This window comes from Actinoplanes hulinensis, assembly GCF_019429605.1.
Lineage (GTDB): Bacteria > Actinomycetota > Actinomycetes > Mycobacteriales > Micromonosporaceae > Actinoplanes > Actinoplanes campanulatus.
Genome location: NZ_JAHXZI010000002.1, coordinates 16,274 through 42,456, shown reverse-complemented (window position 1 = coordinate 42,456; position 26,183 = coordinate 16,274). Strand labels below are relative to the sequence as shown.

Here is a 26,183-nt window from a genome sequence, read left to right as displayed (position 1 = left end):
CTCAGCCCTGGGATCGGCGGCGGCTCACCTCGGCGAGGGTCACGGCCGCCGCCACGCTGGCGTTGAGGGACTCCACGTCGGAGGCCATCGGGATGCTCACCCGCAGGTCACAGGTCTCGCCGACGAGGCGGGACAGACCACGGCCCTCGGAGCCGACCACCACGAGCAGCGGCCCGACCGCGGCCTCCAACTGGTAGAGGTCGGTCTCGCCGTCCGCGTCCAGCCCGATGGCGGTGAAACCGGCCTTCTGCGCCGACTTGATCGCCCGGGTCAGGTTGACCACCTGCGACACCGGCACCCGTGCGGCCGCCCCGGCGCTGGTGCGCCAGGCTGTCGCGGTGATGCCGGCGGCCCGCCGCTCGGTCATGAAGACGCCGTGCCCCCCGAAGGCGGCCACGGACCGGATCACGGCGCCCAGGTTGCGCGGGTCGGTGATGCCGTCCAGGGCCACCAGCAGCGGGGCGGTCTGCTCCAGCGCCGCGTTGACCAGGTCGTCGAAGTCCTCGTACGCGAACGGCGGCACCTGGAGCCCGACGCCCTGGTGCAGCACGCCACCGGTCATCCGGTCCAGCTCGTTGCGGCTGATCTCCAGGATCGGGATGCCCCGGTCGCCGGAGGTCCGGACGATCTCGGTGACCCGCTCGTCGATGTCGATGCCCTGCGCCACGTAAAGCGCGGTGGCGGGCACCGCGGCCCGCAGCGCCTCGACCACCGGGTTGCGGCCGAGCAGCAGCTCGGGACCTTCCTTGGTCGGGTTGGACCGGCGCCCCGGAGCGATCCGCGGCCCCCGCGGACCGCCGCCACGCACGCCGCCACGAGACGACTGGGTCCGGGTGAGCCCGGTCGCCCGGCCACCGCCGCGACCCCAGGTGGTGTCCTTGCTGCCGGGGACGCCGACCTTGGGCGCACGGCCCTCGGCGGCCGCTGCCCGGCGCTCCTTGTCCTGCTTACGAGCGGTCTTCTCGGGCAGCTTCTCGGTGCCCGAGTAGCCCTTGTGCCAGGGGCGCTCGTCGGCCGGCAGGGTCTTGCCCCGGCCCTTGAGCCCGGCGCGGTTCTTGCCGCCGGACCCCATGCTCGCCCCCTTCTTGGAGGTGGAGCGCTTGCTCGCATTGAACGAATTGCCGGCCATCAGTGTTGTTCTCCTACCGTCCAGCGCGGCCCGGTCGGAGTGTCCTCCACCTGAATACCCGCGTTCTTGAGCTGGTCCCGCACCGAGTCGGCGGCCGCCCAGTCCTTACGTGCGCGGGCCTGGGCCCGCTGTTCCAACGCCAGGGCGACCAGGGAGTCGACCACCGGCTTGAGATCGTTGCCGCCCTCGCCGCCACTCCAGGCGCCGTCGAACGGGTCGAGGCCGAGCACCCCGAGCATGGCCCGGACCGCGGTCAGCGCGCCGCGGATGGCCGGCTCGTCACCGGCGGCAAGGGCGGTGTTGCCCTCCCGGATGGTGTCGTGCACGACCGCGAGCGCCGCCGAGGTGTTCAGGTCGTCGTTCATCGCGTCGGCGAAGGCCGGCGGCACCGCCTTGGGCCGGCCGTTGCCGACCACCTCGGCCGCGCGCTGCACGAAGCCCTCGATCCGCCGGTAGGCGACCGCGGCATCCCGCAGCGCCTCGTCGGAGTAGTCGATCCGCGAGCGGTAGTGCGGGCTGCCCAGGTAGTAGCGCAGCTCGACCGGGCGGATGCCGGCCTCGGCCACCGAGTTCAGATCGATCACGTTGCCCAGCGACTTGCTCATCTTGGAGTCGCCGAGGTTGAGCAGCGCGTGGTGCACCCAGTAGCGGGCGAAGCCGAGACCGGCCGCCTTGGACTGGGCCACCTCGTTCTCGTGGTGCGGGAAGGTGAGGTCGAGACCGCCGCCGTGGATGTCGAACTCGTCACCGAGGTAGCGCTGGGCCATGGCCGAGCACTCGATGTGCCAGCCGGGCCGGCCGCGACCCCAGGGCGACGGCCAGTACGCGTCCTGCGGTTCGTCCGCCTTCACGCCCTTCCACAGGGCGAAGTCACGGTGGTCACGCTTGTCGCGCACCGGGGCGTCGCCGGCGTCGCGCATGTCGTCCGGCCGCTGACCGGAGAGTGCGCCGTACTCACGGTAGGAGAGCACGTCGAAGTAGACGTCGGCGCAGTCGCCGCCGCCCGGGTAGGCGTGTCCACGCTCGATCAGTGTCCCGATCAGATCGTGCATCTCGGTGATGTGGCCGGTGGCCAACGGCTCGTACGTCGGCGGCAGCACGTTGAGGGCGCGGTAGTCGCGCTCCAGCAGCAGCCGGTTCTCGTAGGCGATGGCCCACCACGGCCGCTTGTGCTCCAGCGACTTCTGGAGGATCTTGTCGTCCACGTCGGTGACGTTGCGGACGAAGGTGACCTCCAGCCCCTCGTGCAGCATCCATCGCCGCAGCACGTCGTAGTTGACGGCGGAACGCAGATGACCGATGTGGGGCGAGGACTGCACGGTGACACCACACAGGTAGATCCCCGCCTGACCGGGCGTCAACGGGACGAAGTCCCGGACCGATCGGGTCGCGGTGTCATACAAGCGCAGAGTCACCGTACAAGGGTACCGGCCGGACGTCAGGGACGCGTCATCCGGAGCACGTCGAGCGCTTCGTCGAGCTGCGCCTCGGTGAGCTTGCCCGCCCCGACGTGGCCGCGCCCGATCACCACCTCGCGGATGGTCCGTCCGGTGGCGAGCGCCTCCTTGGCGATCGCGGCCGCCTCGTCGTAGCCGAGGTACCGGTTGAGCGGCGTGACGATCGACGGCGAACCCTCCGCGTACCCCCGGGCGATCTCCTCGTTCGCCTCCAGGCCCACCACGCAGCGGTCGGCGAAGAGGCGGGACACGGCGGCCAGCAGCCGGATCGACTCCAGCAGGTTGCGGGCCATCACCGGCAGCATCACGTTGAGCTCGAAGTCGCCCTGGGTGCCGGCGAAGGCGACCGTCGCGTCGTTGCCGATCACCTGGGCGGCGACCTGGCGGACCGCCTCGGGGACCACCGGGTTCACCTTGCCCGGCATGATCGACGAGCCGGGCTGGAGGTCGGGCAGGCGCAGCTCGCGCAGCCCGGCCCGGGGCCCGGAGCCCATCCAGCGGATGTCGTTGGCGATCTTGTAAAGGCCGGCCGCCACCACGCGCAGCTGGCCGGACGCCTCGACCAGCGCGTCCCGGGCGCCCTGCGCCTCGAAGTGGTCACGGGCCTCGGTCAACGGCAGGCCGGTCTCGTCGGCGAGCAGCCGGATCACCGCCTGCGCGAACCCGGGCGGCGTGTTCACCCCGGTGCCCACCGCGGTGCCGCCGAGCGGCAGCTCACCGAGCCTGGGCAGGGTGGCCTGGAGACGCTCGACGCCGTTGGTGACCTGTCGCGCGTACCCGGAGAACTCCTGTCCCAGGGTGACCGGGGTGGCGTCCATGAGATGCGTTCGGCCGCTCTTGACGATCTGCGCGAAATCCGCGGATTTCGCGGTCAGCGCGGTCGCGAGATGCGCGAGCGCGGGGATCAGGTCCTGGCTGATCGCCTCGGTCGCGGCCAGGTGGATCGACGAGGGGAAGACGTCGTTGGACGACTGGGAGGCGTTGACGTGGTCGTTCGGGTGCACCGGACGGCCCAGGTCACGGCTCGCCAGGGTGGCGATCACCTCGTTCGCGTTCATGTTGGACGAGGTGCCCGAACCGGTCTGGAAGACGTCGACCGGGAACTGGTCGTCGTAGCCGCCGTCGGCCACGTGCGCCGCGGCGGTCGCGATCGACTCGGCCAGGTCCTTCTCCAGCACGCCGAGGCTCGCGTTGGCCCGCGCCGCGGCGCCCTTGATCCGGGCCAGCGCCCGGATGTGCGACGCCTCCAGCCCCCGGCCGGAGATCGGGAAATTCTCCACCGCCCGCTGGGTCTGCGCACGCCACAGGGCCGCGACCGGGACTCGCACCTCGCCCATCGTGTCGCGCTCGGTCCGGAAACCACTCTCGTCGATCGTCACCGGACCATCCTCTCTCGACCCTCGGCGAGCCGCAGCCGATCGGCCACCGCGGGCCGTTCGTCATTCGGTGATCACACAGAGTTGGCGGTCGTTGTCTTCGTTACGTAACCTCGGGCGGGTTTGGATGACCCCGACGAAGAGGAACCTCTGATGCGACGCGCCATCCTGGCCGTGCTCACCGGTGGCATGCTGCTCGGCAGCGCCGCCTGCGGCAGCGATCCGAAGCCGAGCAGCGCCCCGCAGCCCGTCACCTCGGCACGGACCGAGGCCACCCCGGCCGCCTCGCCGTCGGCGCCGGATTACTCGGCTGACAACGACGTCGTGTGCCGCCGCCTCGACAAGGCCTTCACCTCGGGGTTCGGCGACTTCGGCAAGGCGATCGGCAAGATGATCGCCTACAAGGAGGCCAAGGACAAGGCCGGCGCCGCCGCGGCCGAGAAGACCGCCGCCGCCGAGTTGCAGGCGGTGGCCACCGAGATCCGCAAGCAGGTCGCCACCGCGAAGAACCCGGATCTCAAGGCGTCCGCCATCGTCTCGGTCGGGAAGATCGAGACCAGCGCGAAGAACCGGGACTACATCGAGAAGATCAAGACCACGAAGGATCTGGACAAGAACCTCAAGAACCAGATCGCCGAGTGGCTGAGCCCGGTGGCCGGCTACTGCGCGATCAGCTGACCACCGGTAGGCCCGTCAGCGCCGGCCGATGCCCAGGACCGGCTTCGTCACCGCTTCGAAGAAGTCGTTGCCCTTGTCGTCGACCACGATGAAGGCCGGGAAGTCCTCGACCTCGATCTTCCAGACCGCCTCCATGCCGAGCTCCGGGAACTCCAGCACCTCGACGTGACGGATGCAGTCCTGGGCGAGGCGGGCCGCCGGGCCGCCGATCGAGCCGAGGTAGAACCCGCCGTGGGTCTGGCAGGCGTCGGTGACCTGCTTGGACCGGTTGCCCTTGGCGAGCATCACCATCGACCCGCCGGCCGCCTGGAACTTCTCGACGTAGGAGTCCATCCGGCCGGCCGTGGTCGGCCCGAAGGAGCCGGAAGCGTACCCCTCGGGGGTCTTGGCCGGTCCGGCGTAGTAGACCGCGTGGTCGCGCATGTAGTCCGGCATCGGCTGGCCGGCGTCGAGCCGCTCGGCGATCTTGGCGTGCGCGATGTCCCGGGCCACCACCAGCGGGCCGGTCAGCGACAGCCGGGTCTTCACCGGGTACTTGCTCAGTTCCGCGCGGATCTCGGCCATCGGCCTGTTCAGGTCGATGTTGACGACGGGCGACTCGTCCAGGTCGACGTCGGGCAGGTAGCGGGCCGGGTCGGTCTCCAGGCGCTCCAGCCACACGCCGGACGGGGTGATCTTGGCGACCGCCTGGCGGTCCGCCGAGCAGGAGACCGCGATCGCGACCGGGCAGGACGCGCCGTGCCGGGGCAGGCGGATCACCCGGACGTCGTGGCAGAAGTACCGTCCGCCGAACTGCGCGCCGATGCCGAAGTCCCGGGTCAGCTCCAGGACCGCGGCCTCCAGCTCCAGGTCACGGAAGCCGTGCGCCAGCATGGTGCCCGAGGTGGGCAGGTTGTCCAGGTACTTCGCGGAGGCCAGCTTCGCGGTCTTCAGCGCGTGCTCGGCGCTGGTGCCGCCGACGACCACGGCCAGGTGGTACGGCGGGCACGCGGACGTCCCGATGAGGCGCAGCTTCTCGTCCAGGAACTGCATCATCCGCTGCGGGTTCAGCAGCGCCTTCGTCTCCTGGTACAGGTACGACTTGTTGGCCGAGCCGCCGCCCTTGGCCATGAACAGGAACTTGTACGCGTCCGGCTGACCACCCGGGTCCTCGGCGTACAGCTCGATCTGGGCCGGCAGGTTGGTCCCGGTGTTCTTCTCGTCCCACATGGTGATCGGGGCGAGCTGCGAGTACCGCAGGTTGAGCCGGGTGTACGCCTGGTAGACACCGAGGGCGATGGCCGCCTCGTCGGTGCCGTCGGTGAGCACGTGCCGGCCGCGCTTGCCCATCACGATCGCGGTGCCGGTGTCCTGGCACATCGGCAGCACCCCGCCGGCCGCGATGTTCGCGTTGCGCAGCAGGTCCATCGCGACGAACCGGTCGTTCGGCGACGCCTTCGGGTCGTCGATGATCGAGCGCAGCTGGGCCAGGTGGGCGGGCCGCAGGTAGTGCGCGATGTCGTGCATCGCCTCCGCGGTGAGCTGGGTGAGCGCCGCCGGATCGACGGTCAGGAACCGTCGGCCGCCCGGACCCTCGACGACATCCACGCCCTCGTCGGTGACCAGGCGGTACTCGGTCATGTCCGCACCGGTCGGGAGGAGCGGCGAGTAGCTGAAATCGGCGCCTCTGCTCATGAGCGGCAAGCCTAGGCCAGCGAGGCCGTGCCGCGCGAACCACTCCCCGGAGCTTCGCCACATCAGGAGAACGGCAGGTAGGCCATGTCCCGTCCGGACGCCGCGATCATCCCGTCCGGGCCGACCGCGAAGACCTTCGCATCGGTACGCACATCGGCACGAACCGCCCCGTTCGACGGGGTCAGCGCGGTCACCCTGTCCTTCGAGACGACGATCACGGCGTACGGGGTGAGCGCCGCACCCACCTCACCCCGCCCGTCCAGCCGCCAGACCGCCTTGTCCTTGGCGAACGAGTACCCGCGTACCTGATCGCCCTTGCGGATGACGGCGTAGGTGTCGTTGAGGGTGAGCACGGTCGACTCCTTGTCGCCGTACCACAGGGTGCGCCCGTCGTAGCCGTTGATCAGCACTTCCCGCCCGTACGGGTCGACGCCGAGCACCACGTTGTAGCCGCCGGCCGGGTCGCGCTCCTGGTCGCAGGCCGACCCGTTGTCGGCGGTACGCAGGTTCAGCCCGTCCCGCCGCCACACCACCTGGCCGCCCGGCGGGTTCCGGGCTACCACGTCGTAGTAGCAGGTGCCGTCCTTGGCGGTGCCGGTGATCGTCAGGACCCGGCCGCCGACCACCGCGACCCGCTGCTGCCGGTCGGGCCGCACGGTCTGCACGAGCCGGCCGCTCGCCGTGTCGATCACCCGGATCTGCCCGTCGTGCGGCAGCCCGAGGAGCCCGGGCAGGACGGGCGGCCCGGCCACGTCGTCGTCCACCCGGTTGGAGGAGAGCCGCCGGGTGTCCGGCAGGTCGGGGTTGGCGGCGTCCAGGACGAACCCGATGCCTCCGGTGCCGACCGTCCAGAGCTGTTCACCGGAGCGCGGGTCCCAGGCGGTGAGCCGGCAGTCGTCGCCGCCGGAACAGCTCAGGTCGACGATCGCGTCCTGGTAGGTCCAGACCGCCGTGGCGCTGGTGTCGGAGCGCCGTACCGTGCCGGTGGACGGGTCGAGGACCTGGTAGCCCTTGGTCAGCAGGCGGCCGGTCACCACGACGGCGTTGGCGCCCTTGCCGGCGATCGAGGCCCAGTCGGCGTCCGAGGACCAGAGCTTGACGGCGGCGGTCAGGCCGTACGCCTCCACCGATGTCCGGTACTCGACGATCACCGAGTCCCCGGCGATCGAGATGCTCTGCGGCGACCCGCCCAGTTGCTGCTGCCAGCGGGCCCCGGGCGCGATCGGCCCGGTCGTGCTGATCCACGACCAGAGCTGCGGGAACGGGTTCCACACGCCGGTCGCGGCCAGCACGGTGACGACGACCGTGGCGGCGACCAGCGTGTATCCCTTCCAGGAACCGCCTCCGGAGGCCATGCGGGCAGGGTAATGACCTTCGATCCAGGAAGCGGACAGCACGGAAAGTCCGTGTCGTCAGGCTATCCGCGTATTTGTCGCCGACCGCACCAGCGGCACGGTCCGGTACGGGATCAGCTCGGCGAGCGCGATGATCGTGTGGGCCCGGCCGATGCCCGCGTAGCCGACGATCTGGTCGATCACCCGTTGCAGGTCGGCGTTGGAGCGGGCCACGATCCGGCACAGGATGTCCCCGCCGCCGGTGATCGTGTGCGCCTCCAGGACCTCGGGGATCTCGGCCAGGTGCTCGGCGACGGCGTCGTGCCCGTACCTCTGAATGATCTCCAATGTCACGAAGCTGGTGACCCCGAAGCCGATCGCGGCCGGTGCCACCTCGGGCCCGAAGCCCTTGATCGCGCCCCGCGCGATCAGCTTGTCCAGTCGCGCCTGGACCGTGCCACGGGCCACCGCGAGCCGCCGGGAGAGTTCCAGCACACCGATCCGCGGCTCGGCCGCGAGCAGCGAGATGAGCCGCGCGTCTAGCGGATCCAGCTGGACAGTCTGCTCACCCATGGCGTGAAGCTACCGCACCGATTGCGCATGTTGATCAGCCATGAACACACCTGTTGCCCAGCCCCGCGGACTGGGACACCGTTTAGCGGAGAAACCGGCTGCGGCCGGGACAGCACTGATAACCGGCCGATGATGACCTGTGACACTGTGAGCAGACCCCGCGCGCCGGGCCGACCGGTCAGCCCGCAGGGAATCGTCAAGCTGTCGTGGTAAAGGTTGCGCATGAGTTCCGTTCCCGCGGGTTGGTACAAGGATCCCGCCGACACCAGCACCCAGCGCTACTGGGACGGTGAGGGCTGGGTGGGCAAGGCCATCCCGGCGGACGCGGTGCCACCGGACGGCCCGCCGCCCACGGAGGAGCCGGAGCCGCCCGCCCCGGTCACGCCGGCCGAGCCCACCGTCGTGACCCCCGCCCCGGCCCCCGGCCCGCAGCCGGGTCCGCCGCCCGGCTGGGGCCCGCAACCGCCGCCGCCACCGGGATGGCAGCCCCCGCCCGGCATGCAGCCGCCGCCGGGCTGGCAGCAGACGGCCGGCGCGCAGCCGATGCACCCCTACCTCTACCCGTTGCCCGAGGTGCGGCCGCACGGCATGGTGCTGGCCGGGCTCGGCCGGCGCCTCACCGCCCGGCTCGTCGACATCGCCGCGGTGCTGCTGCTCAACATCCTGGTCAACGGCTACTTCGTGTACATGTACTGGCAGGACTTCCGGCCGATCCTCAACGACTACATGGACCAGATCGAGGCCGGCGTCGCGGCCCCGGTGGTCCAGCAGCCCCCGGAGCGGATGCAGACGCTGTCGGTGGCCATCGTCATGATCGCCACGTTGCTGTGGCTGCTCTACGAGGCGCCGTCGATCGCCAGCACCGGGCAGACCCTGGGCAAGCGGCTTCTGGGGATCAAGGTCGTCCCGGTGGAGAAGACCGGCCCGATCGGGTTCGGCCGGGCCTTCACCCGCTGGGCCCGGCTCGGTATGTGGACCCTCTTCTGGTGGTGCGGCATCGGCCTGGTCATCCAGTTCGTGGCCGCGCTCTCGCCCGTCTTCGACACCCGGCTGCGGCAGGCGTGGCACGACAAGGCCGCGGCCACCGTCGTGGTCGCCGTGCCGGCCGGGGCACAACCGACCATCGACGCCGCCACCCGCGACGACAACCCCGGAGGACCGCAATGACCCGGCTCACCCGTGCCGACCTGGACGCGCTGCCCGACTACGTGCCCGGCCGCAACGTCGCCGACCTCGCCCGGGAGCTGGGCATCGCCGAGGCGATCAAGCTGGCCAGCAACGAGGTGCCGTACGGTCCGCTGCCCGGGGTCGTGGAGGCGATCACCGACGCCGCCCGGACCGTCCACCGGTACCCGGACATGGGCGTGGTCCAGTTGCGCGACCGGATCGGCGAGCGGTTCGGCGTCGCCCCGGAGCGGGTGGTCACCGGCTGCGGGTCGGTGGCGCTGGCCGAGATCCTGGTGAAGGCGACCTGTCTGCCGGGCGACGAGATCGTCTACTCGTGGCGGTCCTTCGAGGCGTACCCGATCATCGCGGCCGGCGGCGGCGCCACCAGCGTCCGGGTGCCGAACACCGCGGCGCACGGGCACGACCTGACCGCGATCGCCGAGGCGATCACCGACCGGACCCGGCTCGTCTTCGTCTGCAACCCGAACAACCCGACCGGCACCAGCCTGCGCAGGGCGGAGCTGGACCGGTTCCTCGGCGAGTTGCCGTCGGACGTGCTCGTGGTGCTCGACGAGGCGTACCGGGAGTTCGTCACCGACCCGGACGTCCCGGACGGCCTGGAGACGTACGGGGACCGCCCCAACGTCGTGGTCCTGCGCACCATGAGCAAGGCGTGGGGCCTGGCCGGTCTGCGGATGGGCTACCTGGTCGCCCAGCCGGAGATCGCCGCCACCATCCGCAAGGTGGTCACCCCGTTCTCCACCAGCCTGGTCGCGCAGGCGGCCGCTCTCGCCGCTCTCGACCAGGAGGCGGAGGTCCGCCGCCGGTGCGCCGAGGTGGTCGCCGAGCGGTCGCGGGTGACCGAGGCGCTGCGCAAGCTCTCCCTCGACGTGCCGGACAGTCAGGCCAACTTCGTCTGGCTGCCGCTCGGCGACCGGACCGCCGCCTTCACCGCCGCCTGCGAGAACCGCGGCGTGATCGTTCGCGGTTTCCACCCCGAGGGCATCCGGGTGACCATCGGCACCCCGGAGGAGAACGACAAGTTCCTCGTGGTCGCCGAGGCCACGCTCACCGAAACGGCCTGATCGAGAACGGCGATCAGTACGGGAGGACGGTGACCAGCACGGTGTCGAGGGTGAGGTAGTAGATCGGCGACTCCGGGTCCTCCGGGGCCTCGGGGCTCAGCCGCTCCATCGCCAGGTAGCCGTCGAAGACCTGGTACAACCCCGGCTTCCAGTGGGTGTCGTCGGTCCCGTAGGCCATCGGGTAGGTGTAGCGCAGCACCCCGGTCCGCGCGTCCAGCCCTTCGAGCGTGTTCGCCGGCGTGAGCAGCAACACCGTCGCCGGGGTGCCGCCGAGCACCCGCGCCATCCCGGGGCGCTCCCAGAGCCGCGTACCGTCCACGGACGCCACGCTGATCCCGGCGTCCGTGGTGGCGACCACCACCCCGGCCGCGAACGTCGATCCGGGCGCGTCCAGGGCGGCCACCCGGCGCGGGACGGCGCCGTCGGCGATCCAGCCGTGCCCGGAGCCGTCCCGGAACGCCGGGCAGACGAACGAGACGCAGCCGACCGGCTCGTAGGGCCCGGCCGGCCAGCCGCTCACGGGACGGCCGGTCACCGCGTCGTAGACGCCGGTCGCGCACACGTACGCGCCGCCCTCCGTGGTGAACCCGTCGGCGCATCCGGCCGGGACCGTGATGCTCCACAGTCGCTCGCCGGTGCTCAGCGCGTACCCCGAAAGATCCTGCCCTTGCGTGACCACGACGGCGCCGCCGGCCAGACGCAGACCCGGCGGGGTCCAGACCGTCGCGGCCCCGGTGCGGTGTCCGGCATAGCCGGGCGCGTCCGGGCCGTCCGCCCGCCAGGACACCTTTCCGGTACGGGCGTCGAGCGCGATCAACCGCCCGTCGGACCACCGGGTGACCACCGTGGCGCCGCTCGCGACCACCGCGCTCACCTGTGCCGGCCAGCGCCGGAACGACCAGCGGGCGGTGTACATGGTCCGCGCGGTGACCGGCCCGTCGGCCCGGACCTGGTGTTTCGCCGCGTAGACGCGCAGCCTGCGGTCCACGATCAGCGGCGCCTGATTGAGCCGCCCGGTGACACCGAAGGTGGGCGTCGGCTCGGGAGGGTACGGCGTGATGGCGCTCGCGGCCTGCTCAGCCGGGGCCAGCACCCGCCACCCGATCGCCGCACTCGCGACCAGCAGAAGCACGGCCGCCAGGATTCGCAGCAGCACCCGGGTCACGGGCGAAAGTATTACAGGTCAGGGCGAGGTCACTCGAACCCACCGTTGATCAGGCCGAGCCGGACCAGTTCGGTGAGCGGTTCGACCACGTTCGCCGCACCGAATCCGACGAACAGCGGCCGCGGCCCGTCCCGGTACGTGCGGGCCGGCTCGACCAGCGGCACCGGGTGGGTCGCGGCCAGCGCCTCGGCCACCTCGGCCACCTCACCGCCACCGGCCGCGATCACCGTCGCGACCAGCACGTTCAGGAAGCCGTGGTGGGTGAACCCGGTCTCCGGATCGGTGTGCCGGGTGGCGTGGCGCATCCCGGCGGCCAGCTTGAACGGCAGCTCCCGGTCCCGGCAGGCGCAGATCACCGCGGCCAGCTCGACCGGGGTCGGGAACAGCTCCGCAGCCAGCCCGCCGACCCGGAACTTGGGGGCGATCGGCACACCGCCGGCCCGGGCCTCGGCCACCGAGTCCAGCGCCGCCAGCAGGCCCCAGCTCAGCGGGATCTCGGCGTACAGCGGGAGCCCGGTGCCGGCGGCCGCGAAGGTGCGGAGGGTGGCCAGGCCGGGTTGCGGGTCCTCGCCCCGGCGGGCCACCGCCGCCTCGAGATGCTTCACCACGACACCGGCGGAGCGAAGCTTCTCCACGGTGTTGGGCAGGGCCGCGGCCGGCACGTCGCCGATCAGCGCGGCGGTGAGCCGGGGCACCTGCTCGGTCCCGAGGAGCGAGGCCGGCATCAGCAGCGAGCCGATCAGGTCGCTGTACCACGAAGTGGTGTGCTCCTGGTGCTTGAGCACCGCGTCGTCCAGGCCGACCGGGCTGGGCGGCAGCAGGCACGCGTCATCGACCAGCCCGGCATAGAGCGGAGGCACCATAGTCGACACGAATTCGAACCTAGTAGACGCCGCCCTAAACGGACAGCCTCAGCGCCTACGGCGGCCCGCCAGCACCAGGAGCTCGGCGACGGCGCCCGCCACCATTCCGGCGACCAGTGGCGCCGGCCCGCCGACCACCGCGTACCCCAGCAGGAACAGCGGCGCCGCGAAGGTGAGGTAGACGGCCGCCGCGAGACGCCGGTCCCCGGAGCGCAGGCGGCGCATCACCACCCCGGCCGGCTCCGGCAACCGGCCACGGAACCAGAACACCACGGCACCGAAGATCAGTACGCCGATGAACCCCGCCCAGACCCGGGAGATCCCGACGTTGATCAGGGTCATGGCGGCCGCCAGCACGGCTGCCACGATGGTGCCGCCGGAGCCGTACCGGGCCGTCTCGCCCACCGCGTCCGTGGTCTCCCCGGACACGTCGAGAACCGGGTGGGCGGGCACCACGACCGGCGGGGACGGGCTCGCGAACGCCCCCGGAGCCGGGATGTCCGCGCCGGGTGGCACGCCCAGCGACGCCTCCTCCGCCAGGTCCTCGATGGCACGGGCCCAGCGGCGGCGCTCGAACCGGACGATCCCGGTGTCCCGGCCCGCGTCACCGATCACCGGGTCCAGTTCCAGCGCCTCCCCGTACGCCCGCTGCGCCAGGTCGAACAACCGCAACCGGGCGGCGACCACGGCCAGCACCAGGTGCGCCTCGGCGTCGGTGGGTGCGATCCGGACGCCGTTCCACGCGGCGTTCAGCGCCTCCTGGCCGTTGCGTGACTCGCTGAGCAGGGCGGCCCCGGTGCGCTGCGCGTACGCGTCGTCCGGCCACCCGGTCAGGATCTCGGCGGCGACTCCGGCGGCGTCCGCGAACCGCCGGCTGTCGGTGAGCGCCATCGACCGGACCACGAGGACGGCCAGGTTCCCGGGCTCAGCGACGGCGGCACGCTCGGCGGCGGCGAGCGCCTCGGCGGGCTGATCGGCGGCGAGGTGAATGCGGGCCAGGGTGGCGAGGAGGCCGGCCTCCCGCGGCGCGGCGGTCAGACCGGCCGCGATCTCGTCGGCGGCCTCGTCGTAGCGGCCGAGATCGGCCAGCAGGAGGGCACGCTCGCGGTGCTCCTCAGGGGTGGTGTCGGGCTCCATGGGGGCGGGCACGCTGCCGAGCGTAGGCCGTCCGCCTGGGAATCAGTCGAGTCGGGGTGACCCGGGGTAGACCACCGCGACGGCGATCCCGGCCAGGCCCTCGCCGCGCCCGGTGAGCCCGAGCCCGTCGGTGGTGGTGCCGGCCACCGTGACCGGTGCTCCGGCCGCCTCGGAGAGCACCTTCTCCGCCTCGGCCCGGCGCTTCCCGATCTTGGGATGGTTCCCGACCACCTGGATCGACACGTTCCCGATCTCGAAGCCGGCCGCCCGGACCCGCCGGGCCGTCTCGCCGAGCAGGGTGATCCCGGCCGCGCCCGCCCACTCCGGCCGGCTCGTGCCGAAGTTGCTGCCCAGGTCACCGAGCCCGGCCGCGGACAGCAGCGCGTCACAGGCGGCGTGGGCCGCCACGTCGGCGTCGGAGTGCCCGGCCAGCCCGGTCTCGCCGGGCCAGTGCAGCCCGGCCACCCAGCAGGGCCGCTCGGGGTCGAAGGCGTGGACGTCGGTACCGATGCCGACCCGCGGAATGATCACTCGGAGAGCTTAAGCAGGTGGGTGGCGAGGGCCAGGTCGATGGGCCGGGTGATCTTCAGAGCGAAGTCCGAGCCGGGAACGCACAGCACCGGCCGTCCGAGCTTCTCCACCGCACCGGCGTCGTCGGTGTGCGAGTCGGCGGCCGCGGCATGGGCGGCACGGAGCGTGCCGGCGCGGAAGCCCTGGGGGGTCTGCACGGCCCGCAGCGCCGACCGGTCGACCGTCCCGAGGACCGTGCCGTCGGCGGCGACCTCTTTGATCGTGTCCACCACCGGAAGCGCGGGGATCACGGCGTCGGCCCCGTCCCGCACCGCGGCGGCGACCCGTTCGAACAACTCGGCGGGCGCGAGGCAGCGGGCCGCGTCGTGCACCAGGACGATGCCGACGTCATCGGGAACGACCGCGAGCGCGGCGGCGACGGAGTCCTGCCGCTCGGCGCCACCCGCCACCACGGTGACCGGGGCCACCGGAGCGAGCAGATCGTGCACGGCCTCGACCTCGGCCGGCGGAGCGGCCACGACGATCATGCGGACCGACGGCGCGGAGGCCGTCCGGCGGATCGCGTGGACCAGGAGTGGCTCCCCCTCGAGCAGGCGCAGGGCCTTGGGGGCACCCGGGCCGAGGCGCACACCGGCGCCCGCGGCCGGAACGACGACCGCGACGTCACCGCGAGCATTGAGCTGCGCGGTCACGTCGCGGTCGTCGGTCAAGGTGTGAGGGATGCGTTGGACGGATCAGGCCTCGGTGAGGACCTTGTCGAGCAGGACCTCAGCCTCATCCTTGCTGCTCTTCTCAGCGAGGGCCACCTCGCCGACCAGAATGTCGCGAGCCTTGGCGAGCATGCGCTTCTCACCCGCGGAAAGGCCACGCTCACGCTCACGGCGCCAGAGGTCACGAACAACCTCGGCAACCTTCAGCGGGTTACCGGAAGCAAGCTTCTCGAGGTTCGCCTTGTAACGCCGCGACCAGTTGGTCGGCTCCTCGGTGTGCGGAGCACGGAGGACATCGAAGACCTTTCCAAGGCCTTCCTCGCCAACCACTTCGCGCACGCCGACTTCTTCGGCATTCTCAGCGGGCACCCGAACAGTCAGATCGCCCTGGGCGACACGCAGAACGAGATACTGCCTTTCAACGCCCTTGATGACCCTAGTCTCGATTGCCTCGATGAGTGCGGCCCCGTGGTGGGGGTAAACAACGGTCTCGCCGACACTGAAAACCATAGGTTCGAAACCCCTTTCGCTGTGTCTAGGGTAACACGCCCAGACGGCCGTGTCTTGCCCTGTCGGTCACTGTTAGTGCAGCTCAGAGGCCCTGTGATGGGGCTTTCTACCGCTTGACAGCGAAGCGAGAAGCTGCCTAAGTAACGCAAAGTGACCAGACTGTTACGACCCCCGCCAACGAGGTCGCGTAAACCAAGTCGGGAATTCCGGACCTGATGGCTTTGTGAGATCAAGCTTATCGCTAAGGTCCGCATCGCCGCACCACTGGCGATGCGGCCCCACGTGCGGGAGGCTGGACGGAAGTTCCCCGACCGAAGCAAGATCTGGTCGGCCAGGGGGGAGGTTGAGTCATGGCTGGCGCGAGCGACAACGGCGACAGGCCGCCCGGCGGCGGGCCCTCCGACGATCTCCCGGAGTTCCCCGAGGAGTGGGGCGTCATCGTCATCCCGGACGACCTCTCCGAGCTCGCCGACGAGGTCGCGGCGGTCCGCGCCGAGCTGCACACGGCCGCGCCGCTCAACCGGTGGCAGCGCCTCGCCGACCGGCCCACGGTCCGCCGGCTGCGCCGCCTCAGCGGTCTGTTGACCCACACCCCGGCCCTGATCATCACCCTCGCCATCCTCGTCACGGTCGCCAGTCTGTTCGCCTCGGCATGGCCCGGGCCGCCCCGGCAGCCGGCCACCCAGCGGACCTCCGGCGCCACCGAGAGCCGATCCGACCAGCTCCCGGCGCTGGACCTCATCGACAGCGACGGGCAGAGCGTTTCGATTCTGGAGCGACTGCCGGCCGTGTTGATGCTCACTGAGGGCTGCGACTGCGCGGCACTTGTCCGGGACACGATCGCCGCGGTTCGGAGTGACATCGCGATCCTCACGGTGAGTAAGGTGCGGGCGTCCGCCAGCGCACCCGCGGCCGGGCAGAACCTGCTGCCGACCACGCGGACCCCGCGGGCCGACGGCAAGATGGTCACCGCGTTGCAGGACCCCACCGACACGCTGCGGCGACAGCTCGGAATCGGGGCGCCGGACGGGACGGCCGCGGTGGTCCTCGTCGACCGGCTCGGCAAGATCGTCCGGGTTCATCCACGGACCGCCTCGGTCGAGACGTTCCGGCCCGACCTGTCCCGCCTCTAACGACTAAAACCCATAATGGGGTACGAGGCGGCCGGTACCGGCATGAATCGGCGCCGCGATCAGCCGGACGAGCGCTGAAGGGCGTAACGGAAGACGACCGGGCCGGATGCGTCGACGCTGACGTGCATACGCAGTTGCCGGGTGAGGCCGACGCTGAAGATGTCCGGGGTGCGGGCGCCGGAGCAGCGCAGACCCCGGCCGGAGTCGGTGCCGCCGAGGCTGACCCGCACCCGGGCGCCGTCGTCCCCGGCGCACACCACCGACACCAGGAAGTCGCCCCGCTCCACCTCGACGATCTCGTCGTAGCCCGTGCCCGGCTCCAGGACCAGGGTGTTCGCCACCTCCTGCTCGCCGATGTCGGGCAGCAGCTGCTCGGCGGTCAGCCGCCAGTGCGCCAGCCGGCCGTCACCCGCGCCGTCGGGTGCGGCACGCCACCACCACACCAGTCCAATCACCAAGATCAATGCCGCCAGCGCGTGCAGCACGACGCCGCGTCCCCGTTCGCTGCTCACGCTGCGAGAGTAGAGCCCTCCAGAAGAGTGACGTAGAGCGTGAGCCCCGGACCGAAGGCGAGCATCACGATCCGCTGCGGCGGGACCGGGCGACGGCGTAGCTCGTTCAGGACCAGGAGCACGGTCGGTGACGAGCAGTTGCCGTGGGCGGCGAGGACGGCACGGGACTCGGCGAGCGCGGCGGCGGGCAGGCCCAGACGCTCCTGGACCACGTCGAGGATCTTCGGGCCGCCCGGGTGCACGGCCCAGCCGTCCACGTCCGCGATGCTCCGGCCGCGCTTCGACAGGACCTGTTCGACCAGGCCGCGGACGTGCGCGGCGAGGACCGCCGGCACCTTCGGCGACAGGCCCATCCGGAACCCCAGATCGGTGACCTCCCATGTCATGTGGTCGGCGGTCGAGGTGTCGGTGATCGCGGCGAGCTCGCGGACGGCGTACCCCGGATGGCCTTGATCTCGAGGGGTGACCACGACGGCGGCCGCGGCGTCCGAGAAGAGGGCGTGCGAGACCATCTGCTGGATGTCCGCGCGGGCGCCGGGCGGTTGCAGGTGCAGGCTGGTCAGCTCGGCACAGAGCAGCAGCGCGGGACGGCCGCGGGCCACCACGAAGTCACTCACCGTGCCAAGGCCCGGCAGCGCCGCGTAACACCCCATGTGTCCCACGAAGAGCCTTTGCACGTTGGGTGACATACCCAGATCCCGGGCGAGCAGAATGTCCAGTCCGGGGGTGGCGTAGCCGGTGCACGAGCAGACCGCGAAGAGCCCCAGATCGCCGGCCGCCACCCCGGCGTCGGCCAGCGCCCGGTCCACCGCGGCCTTGCCCAGTGGAATCGCCTCGGCCTGGTAGCGGCGCATCCGGCGCTCGGTGGACCAGTTCGCGACGTCCTCCAGCAGCGGGCTCACCACGGCCTGCCGGGTACGGACCCCGGCGTTCGCGAAGATCCGCCGGGCCAGGCCGTGCCGGGCGCCGGTGTAGTGGTGGGCGAAATAGCCGTCCCAAATGTCGTCCTGTGCGGTCGCGGGCGGCAGCGCCACCCCGATGCCGCTGATCACCGCGTCCATCCGGTGGCCCGTCACCAGCGCGGGGCGACGCCGTCGGCGTCCGGGTCGCCGCCGAGCGCGTCCACACCCAGCCAGTCGGCACAGACGTCGCTGGTGGCCGGTTGCAGCGAACCCGCCCGGGCGTCCCGGTAGAGCCGCTCCAGCGGATGGCCCCGCCGCATCGCCGAGGTGCCGGCCGCCTCCAGCATCGCCGCCGCCACGTCCGCCGCGGTCGTCCCGGCGAGCAGCTTGGCCCGCCACACCCAGCGGTTCGTCTCCGGTTCGCCGGGCGCCTCGTCGACCCGGCGGGCCGCCTCCCGGACCACCAGGCACGCGGCCGACACCGCGGCGTCGGCACGGCCGATCCGGGCCCGAACCGCGGGCAGCCGGCCCAGGCCGCGGGCGTTGACGTGCTCGACCGCGGCGTCCACCGCGGCCCGGGCCACGCCCACGTAGACCGCGGCGTAACTGGCCACCATCCAGTGCGGGGCCAGCTGGGCGGCCACCAGGGCGAGCCCTTCCACGCCGCCGAGCAGCGCCGGCGCCGGGACCGTCACGTCCACGTGCAGGTCGTGCGAACCGGTGGCGCGCATGCCGAGGGCGTCCCAGGTGGGTTCGACCCGGAGGCCCTCGCCCGCCGGGACCAGGAACTGCGACACCTGGGCGGGGTCGTCGGCGCTGCGGGCGGCGATCAGGTAGGCGTCCGCGTGACCGGCGCCCGAGCAGAACGTCTTGGCGCCGGTGATCCGGTAGCCGCCGTCCACCCGCCGGTAGCTGGTGGACAGCTCGGACAGCCGGGAGCCGGCGCCGCGTTCGCTCATCGCCACGGCGTACCAGGCGCCGCCGGCGGCCGCCTTGAGGAAGCCGTCCCGGGCCTCCAGCGCCTCCGCCGGCAGCCCCAGCAACTCGGCCAGCTCGTCGGTGACGCCGGCGATCGCACCGGTCACCGAGGCGTGCATGTTGAAGACCAGGGCCGTCGAGCCGTTGCCCCGGGCCAGCTCGTAGGCGATGTCCGCGTACTCCGCGAAGCCCGCGCCCGCGCCGCCCAGCCGGGCCGGGACCATCAGACCGAAGAAGCCGGCCTCCCGCAGCTCGGCGAAGTCCCGTTCGGGGAAGGACCCGTCCCGGTCGCTGTCGGCCGCGCGGGCCGCGAACCGTGGGGCGAGCCGTCGTGCGTCATCCAGCATGTCGTCTCCCGATGCCCTGATAGAGGATCGCCGCCGAGATGCTGGGGACGATGCGCCCGCCCGCGGCCCGGCCCAGCACCAGCCAGCGGAACAGTCCCGGCAGGCTCGGGCGGACCCCCCGGATCTCCAGCTCCACCCCGTGCCGCGTGAACTCGGTCACCAGGCGCCTCGGTGGCACGAACAGCGCCGGATCGTGCAGGCCGGCCGGGGCGATCCCGAGCCGCTCGCCCAGCGTCACCGTGACCAGGCGGCTGAGGCGGGTGTCGTTCACCGTGTCCAGCACCACGAGACCGCCGGGACGCAGCACCCGGCACAGCTCGGCCACCGTGCCGGACAGGTCGGTGACGTGCTCCAGGATCTCGCCGGCCACCACCACATCGGCGCTGCGGTCGGCCAGCGGCAGGGCGGTCACATCCCCGTTCACCGCGGTCATCCCGCGCGGCACGGCCCGCTCCAGCCCGGTCCGGCGCAGGTCGACGCCGATGTGCCGGTAGCCCTTGTCGCGGACGTGCGGCGCGAGCAGGCCACCGCCGCAGCCCGCGTCCACCAGGATCCGGCCGGGTGCTCCCGCCGGAGGGATCAGTGCCGCCCGGGCCTCGGCCAGCCAGTGCAGCAGTTCGAAGGGTCCGCCGGGTCGCCACCACTCGCCGGCCAGGTCGTCGTACTGACGTGGATCATTGCGCTGCATCGACAGCATGCGATCGAGCCTGGCACGGTCCGTGCGCAGAGGCCACACTTGCAAGCCATGTCCCGTGCGCTCGCACTGCTCAGATCGGCCCATCCGGAACCGGGTGCCGCGGTCACCCTCGCCATCACACTGCTGGCCGTCGGCGCCGGGCATCGCGGCTCCCGGCTCGTGCTCGTCGCCCTCACCGTCGCGGCCAGCCAGCTCGCCGTCGGCTGGGTCAACGACCGGCTGGACGCGGATCGCGACCGGCGGGCCGGGCGGCGGGACAAACCGGTGGCGGCCGGGGCGGTGTCGCCGCGGGCGGTCGGCGCCGCCGGGATCGGGGCGGCTGTGGCCGTACCCCTGCTGGCCTTTGATCTGGGTCTTCCGGCTCTCCTGGCGATCTCGGTGGCGACGGTGTTCGCGCTTCTCTACGACTGGCCGCTGAAGAGCACCGCGTTCTCGGTGGCGCCGTACCTGATCGCCTTCGGACTGCTGCCGGCGTTCGTGGTGCTCGCCCTGCCCGGGCATCCGGCGCCGCCGGTCTGGCTGCTCGCGGCCGGTGCGCTGCTCGGCGGCGGCGCGCACTTCGCCAACGTGCTGCCGGACCTGGAGGACGACGCGGCCACCGGGGTGCGCGGGCTGCCGCACCGGATCGGCGCGGCCGGGTCCCAGCTGGCCGCCGCGGGGCTCCTGCTGGGCGCGACGCTCACCCTGGTCCTCGGGCCGCCCGGGCCGCCGTCGTGGACCGGCGTGGCGGCATGCGCGGCCGCCGTCGTGGTCCTTCCCCTCGGTTGGTACGCCGCGCGCCGCGCCGACGGACGGCCGGTCGCGCTGTTCCGGGCCGTCATCGTGGTCGCCCTGATCGACGTCCTGCTGCTGGTGTTCAGCGGCCGGCTGACCTGATCCGGCCACATGATGGATGGGTCGGCGTACACCGCCGATCGCCGCCCATTAGGCTGATCGAACACCCTGGTGTCTCTATTTGGAGGATCGTGATGCGTCCCCTGGGAACCCGTCGCGCCGCTCTGGTCGCGGGTGCCGCCACGGTCGCCGCCCTGGCTCTGGGTGGCTGCTCCGCCGGTCAGGTCGCCGAGACCGCCATCCTGGACACGCCCATCGCGGGCGTCGACACGGAAACCGCCGATGGCAGCGTGTTCATCCGCAACCTGCAGGTGGAGTACAACGGCATCGAGGGCTACGAGAAGGGCGAGAACGCTCCGCTCGAGCTGAGCCTCTTCAACCAGACCGCCGAGCCGGTCACCGTCACGATCACCAGCGCCGCGCCGGACCTCCCGCAGGTCGTCGGGGCGGACCAGGTCGGCTTCGTGAGCGCCGCCGCCACGGTCACCACCCCGGGCGAGGTCGCCGCCAGCCCGTCCGTCGCCCCGAGCGCCTCCGCGCCGGCCCCCACGGTCCGCCCGGCCCGGATCCAGGTCGCCCCGCTGTCGACGGCGATGTTCCGCTCGACCGACCTGATTCCGCTCCAGGTCATCGGGCTCCAGGGCGCGCTCGTCCCGGGCGCCTCGGTCAACCTGGTCTTCGAGTTCAGCAACAGCTCGGAGAAGCTGGTCCTCCAGGCGCCGGTCGCCTCCCCGCTCAGCCCGGCGCCCCGCGGCTCGGCGGAGATCGGCGAGGACGCCCCGGACCTCGAGAGTCACTGACCGGGATTGTCATACCGGCGAGCTAGCTTGTCGGTGTGACGACCTCCCGATCCTCCGCCAAGGCCCCCCGGACGGCATACGTCTGCGACGCCTGCGGTCATCAGCCACCGAAATGGGTGGGCCGCTGCTCCGAGTGCGGTGAGTGGGGCTCGGTCATCGAGTCCACGGTCACCGTCCCGGTCTCCGGCCGGGTGGTCAGCTCCCGCATGCCGGCCGAGCCGGCCCGCCCCATCGCGCAGATCAGCGCCGCCCCGGCCCGCGCCGTCGCCACCGGCGTCGGCGAGCTGGACCGGGTGCTCGGCGGCGGCCTGGTGCCCGGCGCCGTGGTGCTGCTCGCCGGTGAGCCCGGCGTCGGGAAATCCACCCTGCTGCTCGACGTCGCCCAGCAGTGGGCGGTCGGCTCCGGCACCCCGTCGCTGGTGGTCAGCGGTGAGGAGTCGGTCAGCCAGGTGCGGCTGCGGGCCGAGCGGCTGGGCGCGCTGCACGAGAAGCTCTACCTCGCCTCGGAGAATGATCTGGGCACGGTCATCGGCCACCTCGACGCGGTCCGGCCCGGCCTGCTCGTGCTCGACTCGGTGCAGACCGTCTCGGCGCCCGGCACCGAGGGGGTGCCCGGCGGTGTCACCCAGGTCCGGGCGGTCACCGCGGCGCTCGTCGCGATCGCCAAGGAGCGCGGCATCGCCACCGTCCTGGTCGGTCACGTCACCAAGGACGGGCAGGTCGCCGGCCCCCGGGTGCTGGAGCACCTGGTCGACGTGGTGCTCCACTTCGAGGGCGACAAGCACTCCTCGCTGCGCCTGGTCCGCGGGGTGAAGAACCGGTTCGGCGCGGCCGACGAGGTGGGCTGCTTCGAGATGCACGAGGGCGGCATCACCAGCCTGCCCGACCCGTCCGGGCTGTTCCTCACCCGCTATCTGGAGCCGGTTCCGGGCACCTGCGTGACGGTCGCCATGGAGGGGCGGCGGGCGCTGGTCACCGAGGTGCAGGCGCTGATCGGGGCGGAGGTGCAGGGCTCGCCCCGGCGCACGGTGTCCGGTCTCGACAGCGCCCGGCTCGCCATGGTGCTGGCCGTGCTGGAGCGGCGCACCAAGCAGCTCAAGCTCTACAACCGAGAGGTCTTCGCGGCCACTGTGGGCGGCATCCGGCTGACCGAGCCGTCCGCCGACCTGGCGATGGCCCTCGCGGTCGCCTCCGGTGGCCTCGACCTGGCCATGGCCCCGCACCTGGTGGCGATCGGCGAGGTCGGCCTGACCGGCGAGATCCGCCGGGTCGGCGCGGTCGGCCGGCGGCTCTCCGAGGCGGCCCGGCTCGGCTTCAAGGTGGCGCTCGTCCCGCCCGGCTGCGGGCCGGACGGCACTGGTGGCGCGCCCAAGGGCATGGAGATCGTCGAGGTCGGCAACCTCCAGGCGGCACTCCAGAGCGCGGCCCGTGCGTCGGCGGCTACACAGTAACGCTGAGTGATGAATCATCACGCTACGGAGCATTCATTGAACCACGCCTCGTTGACGTGGATGACAGTCCGTAGAATGTCCGGGTGCCGCTCGACCGCGATGGTTCCAAGCCCGCCGCCAGTTCAACGCCGCGTCCCGGCGTCAACGGCGTGGGGCATCGCGCGATGACGCCGGCCGCGGGCGCCGGCCTGACCGGCGGAGCAAGTGATCCGTTACGGGCGAATCTCGCCCTGATGGCCCCCGGGACGGCGCTGCGCGACGGCCTCGAGCGCATCCTGCGCGGCCGCACCGGGGCGCTCATCGTCCTCGGACACGACGCCGTCGTCGAGACGATCTGCACCGGCGGGTTTCCGCTCGATGTGGAGTTCTCCGCCACCCGGCTGCGTGAGCTGTGCAAGATGGACGGCGCCGTGGTCCTCTCCAGCGACGGCACCCGCATCGTCCGGGCCGCCGTGCACCTGATGCCCGACCCGTCGATCCCGTCCGAGGAGTCCGGCACCCGGCACCGCACCGCCGAGCGGGTCGCCAAGCAGTCCGGCTTCCCGGTGATCTCGGTGAGCCAGTCGATGCACATCATCGGGCTGTATGTGAACGGTCAGCGCCACGTCCTCGACGACTCGGCCGCCATCCTGTCCCGTGCCAACCAGGCCCTCGCCACCCTGGAGAGGTACAAACTCCGGCTCGACGAGGTCTCCGGCACCCTCTCGGCCCTGGAGATCGAAGACTTGGTCACGGTGCGTGACGCCGTGGCGGTGGTGCAGCGCCTCGAAATGGTCCGCCGGATCGCCGACGAGATCTCCGGTTACGTGGTCGAGCTGGGCACCGACGGCCGCCTCCTCGCCCTTCAGCTGGACGAGCTGATGGCCGGCGTCGACGCCGACCGCACCCTGGTCATCCGCGACTACCTGCCGACCAGCCGCAAAGCCCGCACCCTCGACGAGGCGCTCGTCGAACTCGACCTGCTGACCGCCACCGAGATGATCGACCTGGTGGCGGTGGCCAAGGCGATCGGCTACCCCGGCGCGTCGGACTCCCTCGACGTGGCCGTCTCGCCGCGCGGGTTCCGGCTGCTCGCCAAGGTCCCGCGGTTGCCCGCCCAGATCGTCGACCGGCTGGTCGACCACTTCGGCAGCCTCCAGCGTCTGCTCGGCGCCACCGTCGAGGATCTCCAGGCGGTGGAGGGTGTCGGCGATGCCCGGGCTCGTGGGGTGCGGGAGGGGCTCTCCCGGTTGGCCGAGGCCTCCATCCTCGAACGCTACGTCTGACCCGCCTCCAGCCGACTGAACCTCGGCCGGCGGAGTCACCTCACGCCCGAACAGCCTCGAGCCGCACAAGATCAACAACCTCGCCGGGCGTGCAAGCGGGGCGGCAGGCGCACACACGACCCGAAGCCGACGAGGGCTGGCACACGGAAGCTGCCGCGTGTACGTTCACCGCTCCCATAGGGCACGCGCGCGAACACGCATCCGTGATGGTGTGCACCCGCCCGGCCCACCGGCGAGCGACGCCTACCGTGACCGGCGCTACGGCCGTAAGCGGGGCAGATCGGGTGCTGGCGAGCCCCTCCGCAACCACGCACCTACCGCAAGCGGCCACCTGCGAGCCAGGCGGCCATGGCCATCCCTCGACCGAGACGGGCGGGCCGGCGGGATGGGGGTGTGAGGGTGAGCGGGCAGCTCAGCCCGGCGGCGCGGCAGGGGCTGGAAGTGGCAGGTGATCGCCGACTTCCTCGGGCGGTGCACCAGGGACGGCGGCGGACGTCGGGCCGGGACCATCCGAGACGGCGGTGGGTGGTGGCCGGGACGGCGGGGATGGGCTCAGAGGGGGTGGCTGATGTCGTTGGCGTGGTCGGCTACCGCGGCGCCGGTGATGGTGGCCTGGAGGGGGAGGTATTCCAGGCAACGGCGGACGGCCGGGGCCATCACCGGATTGGGCACGCGTAGCGAGATGGTGCAGTGCGGGACCCACCGGCCCGGGCGGTAGTGGTCCCAGATCTCCACTCCGGCCGAGGAGAGGCGGTCGTGTACGGCGCGGTGGTGGGACAGCAGATCCTCGGTCATGGTGACGCCCAGCCAGAGGACGCGGCCCACGAACTGGCCCACGAAGTCGATGCTCAGCGGGAGCGGGCGGGCCACCTCGAAACCGGACAGCGCCTCCGCTACGGCGTGCGGGTCGATGCGGTGGGCGGCGGCCAGGGAGATGTGCGGGCGGTGCTTCTGGTGCAGGGAGCCGAGGGACGGGATGCCCTCCGCGTCCAGGGCACGCCACAGGTTGCGGACCCGGCGCGTCGTGTCGACGTCCAGGTACAGCTCGATAGCGGCTACCAACGAGGTCAGGCGACGATGGTCAGGATGACCGGGTTGCTGCGGAGCGTGTCGAGGCGGCCGCGCAGCTCGTAAGCGCCGGTCTCGGGGATCGGGCCGGCCGCGACGTTGTCGGCGCACTGGGTGGAGGAGCGGCCGTTCCAGGTGACCTCGTACTCGCGCTCGGCCCCCGCGTTCAGGGTCTCGACCTGGTTGCCCTTCGACGTGGTGCACAGGTCGGAGGACCAGTACTTCTGGGCGCCCTGTTCGAGGTAGAGCTCCTGTGCGCTGGCGCCCAGGTCGCGGGTGCACGTACGCGTACCGATGTTCTTGATCTTGAGTTTGATCTTGAGCGGGGTGCCGCGCTGCGGGGAGGTGTCCGCCGGGACCGGGATCACCGACATCTCGCTGTCGGAGCAGGCGCCGGAGCCGGGCGCGGCGGTCGCGGTGGCGCCGTTCACGGGCGGGGGCAGCTTCTCACCGTCGTCGGGCTGCCGGGACAGCAGCTCGTTGGGGTCGGGCAGGGCCGGGCCGACGGCAGGACCGGTCTCCTCGAACGACGGTGACGGAAACGCGCTCGCATCCTTCCCCGCGGCGGGGGTCGGATAGCTCGTCGTCTGGGAGGAGGACGTCGTCTTCTTCTTGCCCGGATCGTCCTCGCCCGAGCAGGACACGAACAGCACGATGACGCCGAGCAGGACCGCGCTCAGCACGACCACACGCCGCCGCCAGTAGACCGCGGGTGGGAGGGGACCAACCGTCGCACGCATGATGCCGCTCACGGTAGACCCGGACAGCCTTCGCTATGTGCACGACGCGCCGGTTATGCGACACCAA

The 26,183-nt window shown here is 71.8% G+C and carries 26 protein-coding genes; 8 read left to right on the top strand and 18 right to left on the bottom strand.

The features are described from left to right. Position 1: 1 nt before the first annotated feature. From rlmB to KZ829_RS03840, 3 genes are read right to left on the bottom strand one after another with little or no spacing between them, the layout of a single operon-like run. Positions 2 to 1,129 (bottom strand): 23S rRNA (guanosine(2251)-2'-O)-methyltransferase RlmB, encoded by a 1,128-nt coding sequence (gene rlmB / locus KZ829_RS03850; RefSeq protein ID WP_220142471.1) that lies wholly within the window; start codon positions 1,127 to 1,129, stop codon positions 2 to 4. Then, positions 1,129 to 2,544 carry a cysteine--tRNA ligase gene (gene cysS, locus KZ829_RS03845; protein ID WP_220142470.1) on the bottom strand — a complete coding sequence of 472 codons (1,416 nt, stop codon included), beginning with the start codon at positions 2,542 to 2,544 and terminating at the stop codon, positions 1,129 to 1,131. The genes rlmB and cysS overlap by 1 nt, the downstream gene beginning before the upstream one ends. Positions 2,545 to 2,567: 23 nt before the next feature. Beyond that, the gene (locus tag KZ829_RS03840) at positions 2,568 to 3,965 is read right to left on the bottom strand and encodes a class II fumarate hydratase (protein WP_220142469.1); all 1,398 of its coding nucleotides are present in this window, start codon (positions 3,963 to 3,965) and stop codon (positions 2,568 to 2,570) included. Between the two features lie 150 nt (positions 3,966 to 4,115). Here KZ829_RS03840 and KZ829_RS03835 point away from each other — a divergent pair, with 150 nt between their 5' ends. Continuing rightward, positions 4,116 to 4,640, top strand: a complete 525-nt coding sequence (locus tag KZ829_RS03835) for a hypothetical protein (protein WP_220142468.1) — start codon at positions 4,116 to 4,118, stop codon at positions 4,638 to 4,640. Between the two features lie 15 nt (positions 4,641 to 4,655). Here the strand turns inward: KZ829_RS03835 and KZ829_RS03830 are convergent, their stop codons facing one another. From KZ829_RS03830 to KZ829_RS03820, 3 genes are all read right to left on the bottom strand, one after another. Next, on the bottom strand, positions 4,656 to 6,314 hold the full coding sequence (locus KZ829_RS03830) for a fumarate hydratase (protein WP_220142467.1): 1,659 nt from the start codon (positions 6,312 to 6,314) through the stop codon (positions 4,656 to 4,658). Positions 6,315 to 6,376: 62 nt separating this feature from the next. Then, entirely contained in the window at positions 6,377 to 7,669 is a 1,293-nt protein-coding gene (locus KZ829_RS03825) for a PQQ-binding-like beta-propeller repeat protein (RefSeq protein ID WP_220142466.1), read from the bottom strand. Between the two features lie 57 nt (positions 7,670 to 7,726). Beyond that, complete coding sequence (locus KZ829_RS03820; RefSeq protein WP_220142465.1) at positions 7,727 to 8,221, bottom strand: Lrp/AsnC family transcriptional regulator; 495 nt, start codon at positions 8,219 to 8,221, stop codon at positions 7,727 to 7,729. A 222-nt stretch (positions 8,222 to 8,443) separates the two neighbouring features. On the opposite strand from KZ829_RS03820, the gene KZ829_RS03815 reads away from it, so the two are divergent. Both KZ829_RS03815 and hisC read left to right on the top strand, forming a co-directional pair. Next, complete coding sequence (locus KZ829_RS03815; RefSeq protein ID WP_220142464.1) at positions 8,444 to 9,388, top strand: RDD family protein; 945 nt, start codon at positions 8,444 to 8,446, stop codon at positions 9,386 to 9,388. After that, complete coding sequence (gene hisC, locus KZ829_RS03810; RefSeq protein WP_220142463.1) at positions 9,385 to 10,473, top strand: histidinol-phosphate transaminase; 1,089 nt, start codon at positions 9,385 to 9,387, stop codon at positions 10,471 to 10,473. The genes KZ829_RS03815 and hisC overlap by 4 nt, the downstream gene beginning before the upstream one ends. Positions 10,474 to 10,486: 13 nt before the next feature. On the opposite strand, the gene KZ829_RS03805 is transcribed toward hisC, so the two are convergent. From KZ829_RS03805 to KZ829_RS03780, 6 genes are read right to left on the bottom strand one after another with little or no spacing between them, the layout of a single operon-like run. Continuing rightward, positions 10,487 to 11,638, bottom strand: coding sequence for an outer membrane protein assembly factor BamB family protein (locus tag KZ829_RS03805; protein WP_220142462.1), 1,152 nt, complete (start codon positions 11,636 to 11,638; stop codon positions 10,487 to 10,489). 29 nt (positions 11,639 to 11,667) lie between these two features. Then, complete coding sequence (locus KZ829_RS03800; protein ID WP_220142461.1) at positions 11,668 to 12,510, bottom strand: hypothetical protein; 843 nt, start codon at positions 12,508 to 12,510, stop codon at positions 11,668 to 11,670. Between the two features lie 39 nt (positions 12,511 to 12,549). Next, entirely contained in the window at positions 12,550 to 13,650 is a 1,101-nt protein-coding gene (locus KZ829_RS03795) for a tetratricopeptide repeat protein (protein WP_308285322.1), read from the bottom strand. Positions 13,651 to 13,680: 30 nt separating this feature from the next. Then, the gene (gene ispF, locus KZ829_RS03790) at positions 13,681 to 14,169 is read right to left on the bottom strand and encodes a 2-C-methyl-D-erythritol 2,4-cyclodiphosphate synthase (RefSeq protein ID WP_220142460.1); all 489 of its coding nucleotides are present in this window, start codon (positions 14,167 to 14,169) and stop codon (positions 13,681 to 13,683) included. After that, complete coding sequence (gene ispD / locus KZ829_RS03785; protein WP_220142863.1) at positions 14,166 to 14,861, bottom strand: 2-C-methyl-D-erythritol 4-phosphate cytidylyltransferase; 696 nt, start codon at positions 14,859 to 14,861, stop codon at positions 14,166 to 14,168. Before ispD ends, ispF begins: the two co-directional genes overlap by 4 nt. Positions 14,862 to 14,903: 42 nt before the next feature. Beyond that, entirely contained in the window at positions 14,904 to 15,389 is a 486-nt protein-coding gene (locus KZ829_RS03780; protein ID WP_183222390.1) for a CarD family transcriptional regulator, read from the bottom strand. A gap of 350 nt (positions 15,390 to 15,739) precedes the next feature. Here KZ829_RS03780 and KZ829_RS03775 point away from each other — a divergent pair, with 350 nt between their 5' ends. After that, entirely contained in the window at positions 15,740 to 16,522 is a 783-nt protein-coding gene (locus tag KZ829_RS03775; RefSeq protein ID WP_220142459.1) for a hypothetical protein, read from the top strand. Positions 16,523 to 16,581: 59 nt separating this feature from the next. Here the strand turns inward: KZ829_RS03775 and KZ829_RS03770 are convergent, their stop codons facing one another. Genes KZ829_RS03770 through KZ829_RS03755 form a run of 4 tightly spaced genes read right to left on the bottom strand, consistent with a single transcriptional unit; the run spans position 16,582 to position 19,958 of the window. Continuing rightward, positions 16,582 to 17,034, bottom strand: a complete 453-nt coding sequence (locus tag KZ829_RS03770; protein WP_220142458.1) for a DUF6023 family protein — start codon at positions 17,032 to 17,034, stop codon at positions 16,582 to 16,584. Then, positions 17,031 to 18,095 carry a type III polyketide synthase gene (locus tag KZ829_RS03765; RefSeq protein ID WP_220142457.1) on the bottom strand — a complete coding sequence of 355 codons (1,065 nt, stop codon included), beginning with the start codon at positions 18,093 to 18,095 and terminating at the stop codon, positions 17,031 to 17,033. Before KZ829_RS03765 ends, KZ829_RS03770 begins: the two co-directional genes overlap by 4 nt. Before the next feature lie 11 nt (positions 18,096 to 18,106). Then, on the bottom strand, positions 18,107 to 19,261 hold the full coding sequence (locus KZ829_RS03760; RefSeq protein ID WP_220142456.1) for an acyl-CoA dehydrogenase family protein: 1,155 nt from the start codon (positions 19,259 to 19,261) through the stop codon (positions 18,107 to 18,109). Beyond that, positions 19,251 to 19,958 carry a methyltransferase domain-containing protein gene (locus KZ829_RS03755; protein WP_220142455.1) on the bottom strand — a complete coding sequence of 236 codons (708 nt, stop codon included), beginning with the start codon at positions 19,956 to 19,958 and terminating at the stop codon, positions 19,251 to 19,253. Before KZ829_RS03755 ends, KZ829_RS03760 begins: the two co-directional genes overlap by 11 nt. A gap of 48 nt (positions 19,959 to 20,006) precedes the next feature. Here KZ829_RS03755 and KZ829_RS03750 point away from each other — a divergent pair, with 48 nt between their 5' ends. The 4 genes from KZ829_RS03750 (at position 20,007) to disA (ending at position 24,308) form a co-directional block, all read left to right on the top strand. Further along, positions 20,007 to 20,834, top strand: coding sequence for a UbiA family prenyltransferase (locus KZ829_RS03750; RefSeq protein ID WP_220142454.1), 828 nt, complete (start codon positions 20,007 to 20,009; stop codon positions 20,832 to 20,834). A 92-nt stretch (positions 20,835 to 20,926) separates the two neighbouring features. Further along, entirely contained in the window at positions 20,927 to 21,592 is a 666-nt protein-coding gene (locus KZ829_RS03745; RefSeq protein WP_220142453.1) for a hypothetical protein, read from the top strand. 35 nt (positions 21,593 to 21,627) lie between these two features. Then, positions 21,628 to 23,043, top strand: a complete 1,416-nt coding sequence (gene radA, locus KZ829_RS03740) for a DNA repair protein RadA (RefSeq protein WP_220142452.1) — start codon at positions 21,628 to 21,630, stop codon at positions 23,041 to 23,043. A gap of 83 nt (positions 23,044 to 23,126) precedes the next feature. Next, positions 23,127 to 24,308: a DNA integrity scanning diadenylate cyclase DisA gene (gene disA, locus KZ829_RS03735; protein ID WP_188120121.1), complete on the top strand. Its 1,182-nt coding sequence runs from the start codon at positions 23,127 to 23,129 to the stop codon at positions 24,306 to 24,308. 552 nt (positions 24,309 to 24,860) lie between these two features. Here disA and KZ829_RS03730 read toward each other — a convergent pair. Together KZ829_RS03730 and KZ829_RS03725 are read right to left on the bottom strand one after the other, a co-directional pair. After that, on the bottom strand, positions 24,861 to 25,370 hold the full coding sequence (locus KZ829_RS03730) for a 2'-5' RNA ligase family protein (protein WP_220142451.1): 510 nt from the start codon (positions 25,368 to 25,370) through the stop codon (positions 24,861 to 24,863). A 5-nt stretch (positions 25,371 to 25,375) separates the two neighbouring features. Next, positions 25,376 to 26,116: an adhesin gene (locus tag KZ829_RS03725; RefSeq protein ID WP_220142450.1), complete on the bottom strand. Its 741-nt coding sequence runs from the start codon at positions 26,114 to 26,116 to the stop codon at positions 25,376 to 25,378. Positions 26,117 to 26,183 lie beyond the last annotated feature (67 nt).

Bases quoted from the DNA above. Each gene is read 5' to 3' on its own strand.
- KZ829_RS03725 (WP_220142450.1), bottom strand. From the start codon at position 26,116: ATGCGTGCGACGGTTGGTCCCCTCCCACCCGCGGTCTACTGGCGGCGG.
- KZ829_RS03830 (WP_220142467.1), bottom strand. From the start codon at position 6,314: ATGAGCAGAGGCGCCGATTTCAGCTACTCGCCGCTCCTCCCGACCGGT.
- hisC (WP_220142463.1), top strand. From the start codon at position 9,385: ATGACCCGGCTCACCCGTGCCGACCTGGACGCGCTGCCCGACTACGTG.
- KZ829_RS03780 (WP_183222390.1), bottom strand. From the start codon at position 15,389: ATGGTTTTCAGTGTCGGCGAGACCGTTGTTTACCCCCACCACGGGGCC.
- KZ829_RS03745 (WP_220142453.1), top strand. From the start codon at position 20,927: ATGCGTCCCCTGGGAACCCGTCGCGCCGCTCTGGTCGCGGGTGCCGCC.
- KZ829_RS03760 (WP_220142456.1), bottom strand. From the start codon at position 19,261: ATGCTGGATGACGCACGACGGCTCGCCCCACGGTTCGCGGCCCGCGCG.
- KZ829_RS03765 (WP_220142457.1), bottom strand. From the start codon at position 18,095: ATGGACGCGGTGATCAGCGGCATCGGGGTGGCGCTGCCGCCCGCGACC.
- KZ829_RS03835 (WP_220142468.1), top strand. From the start codon at position 4,116: ATGCGACGCGCCATCCTGGCCGTGCTCACCGGTGGCATGCTGCTCGGC.
- KZ829_RS03775 (WP_220142459.1), top strand. From the start codon at position 15,740: ATGGCTGGCGCGAGCGACAACGGCGACAGGCCGCCCGGCGGCGGGCCC.
- rlmB (WP_220142471.1), bottom strand. From the start codon at position 1,129: ATGGCCGGCAATTCGTTCAATGCGAGCAAGCGCTCCACCTCCAAGAAG.
- KZ829_RS03820 (WP_220142465.1), bottom strand. From the start codon at position 8,221: ATGGGTGAGCAGACTGTCCAGCTGGATCCGCTAGACGCGCGGCTCATC.
- KZ829_RS03815 (WP_220142464.1), top strand. From the start codon at position 8,444: ATGAGTTCCGTTCCCGCGGGTTGGTACAAGGATCCCGCCGACACCAGC.
- KZ829_RS03750 (WP_220142454.1), top strand. From the start codon at position 20,007: ATGTCCCGTGCGCTCGCACTGCTCAGATCGGCCCATCCGGAACCGGGT.
- KZ829_RS03825 (WP_220142466.1), bottom strand. From the start codon at position 7,669: ATGGCCTCCGGAGGCGGTTCCTGGAAGGGATACACGCTGGTCGCCGCC.
- KZ829_RS03755 (WP_220142455.1), bottom strand. From the start codon at position 19,958: ATGCTGTCGATGCAGCGCAATGATCCACGTCAGTACGACGACCTGGCC.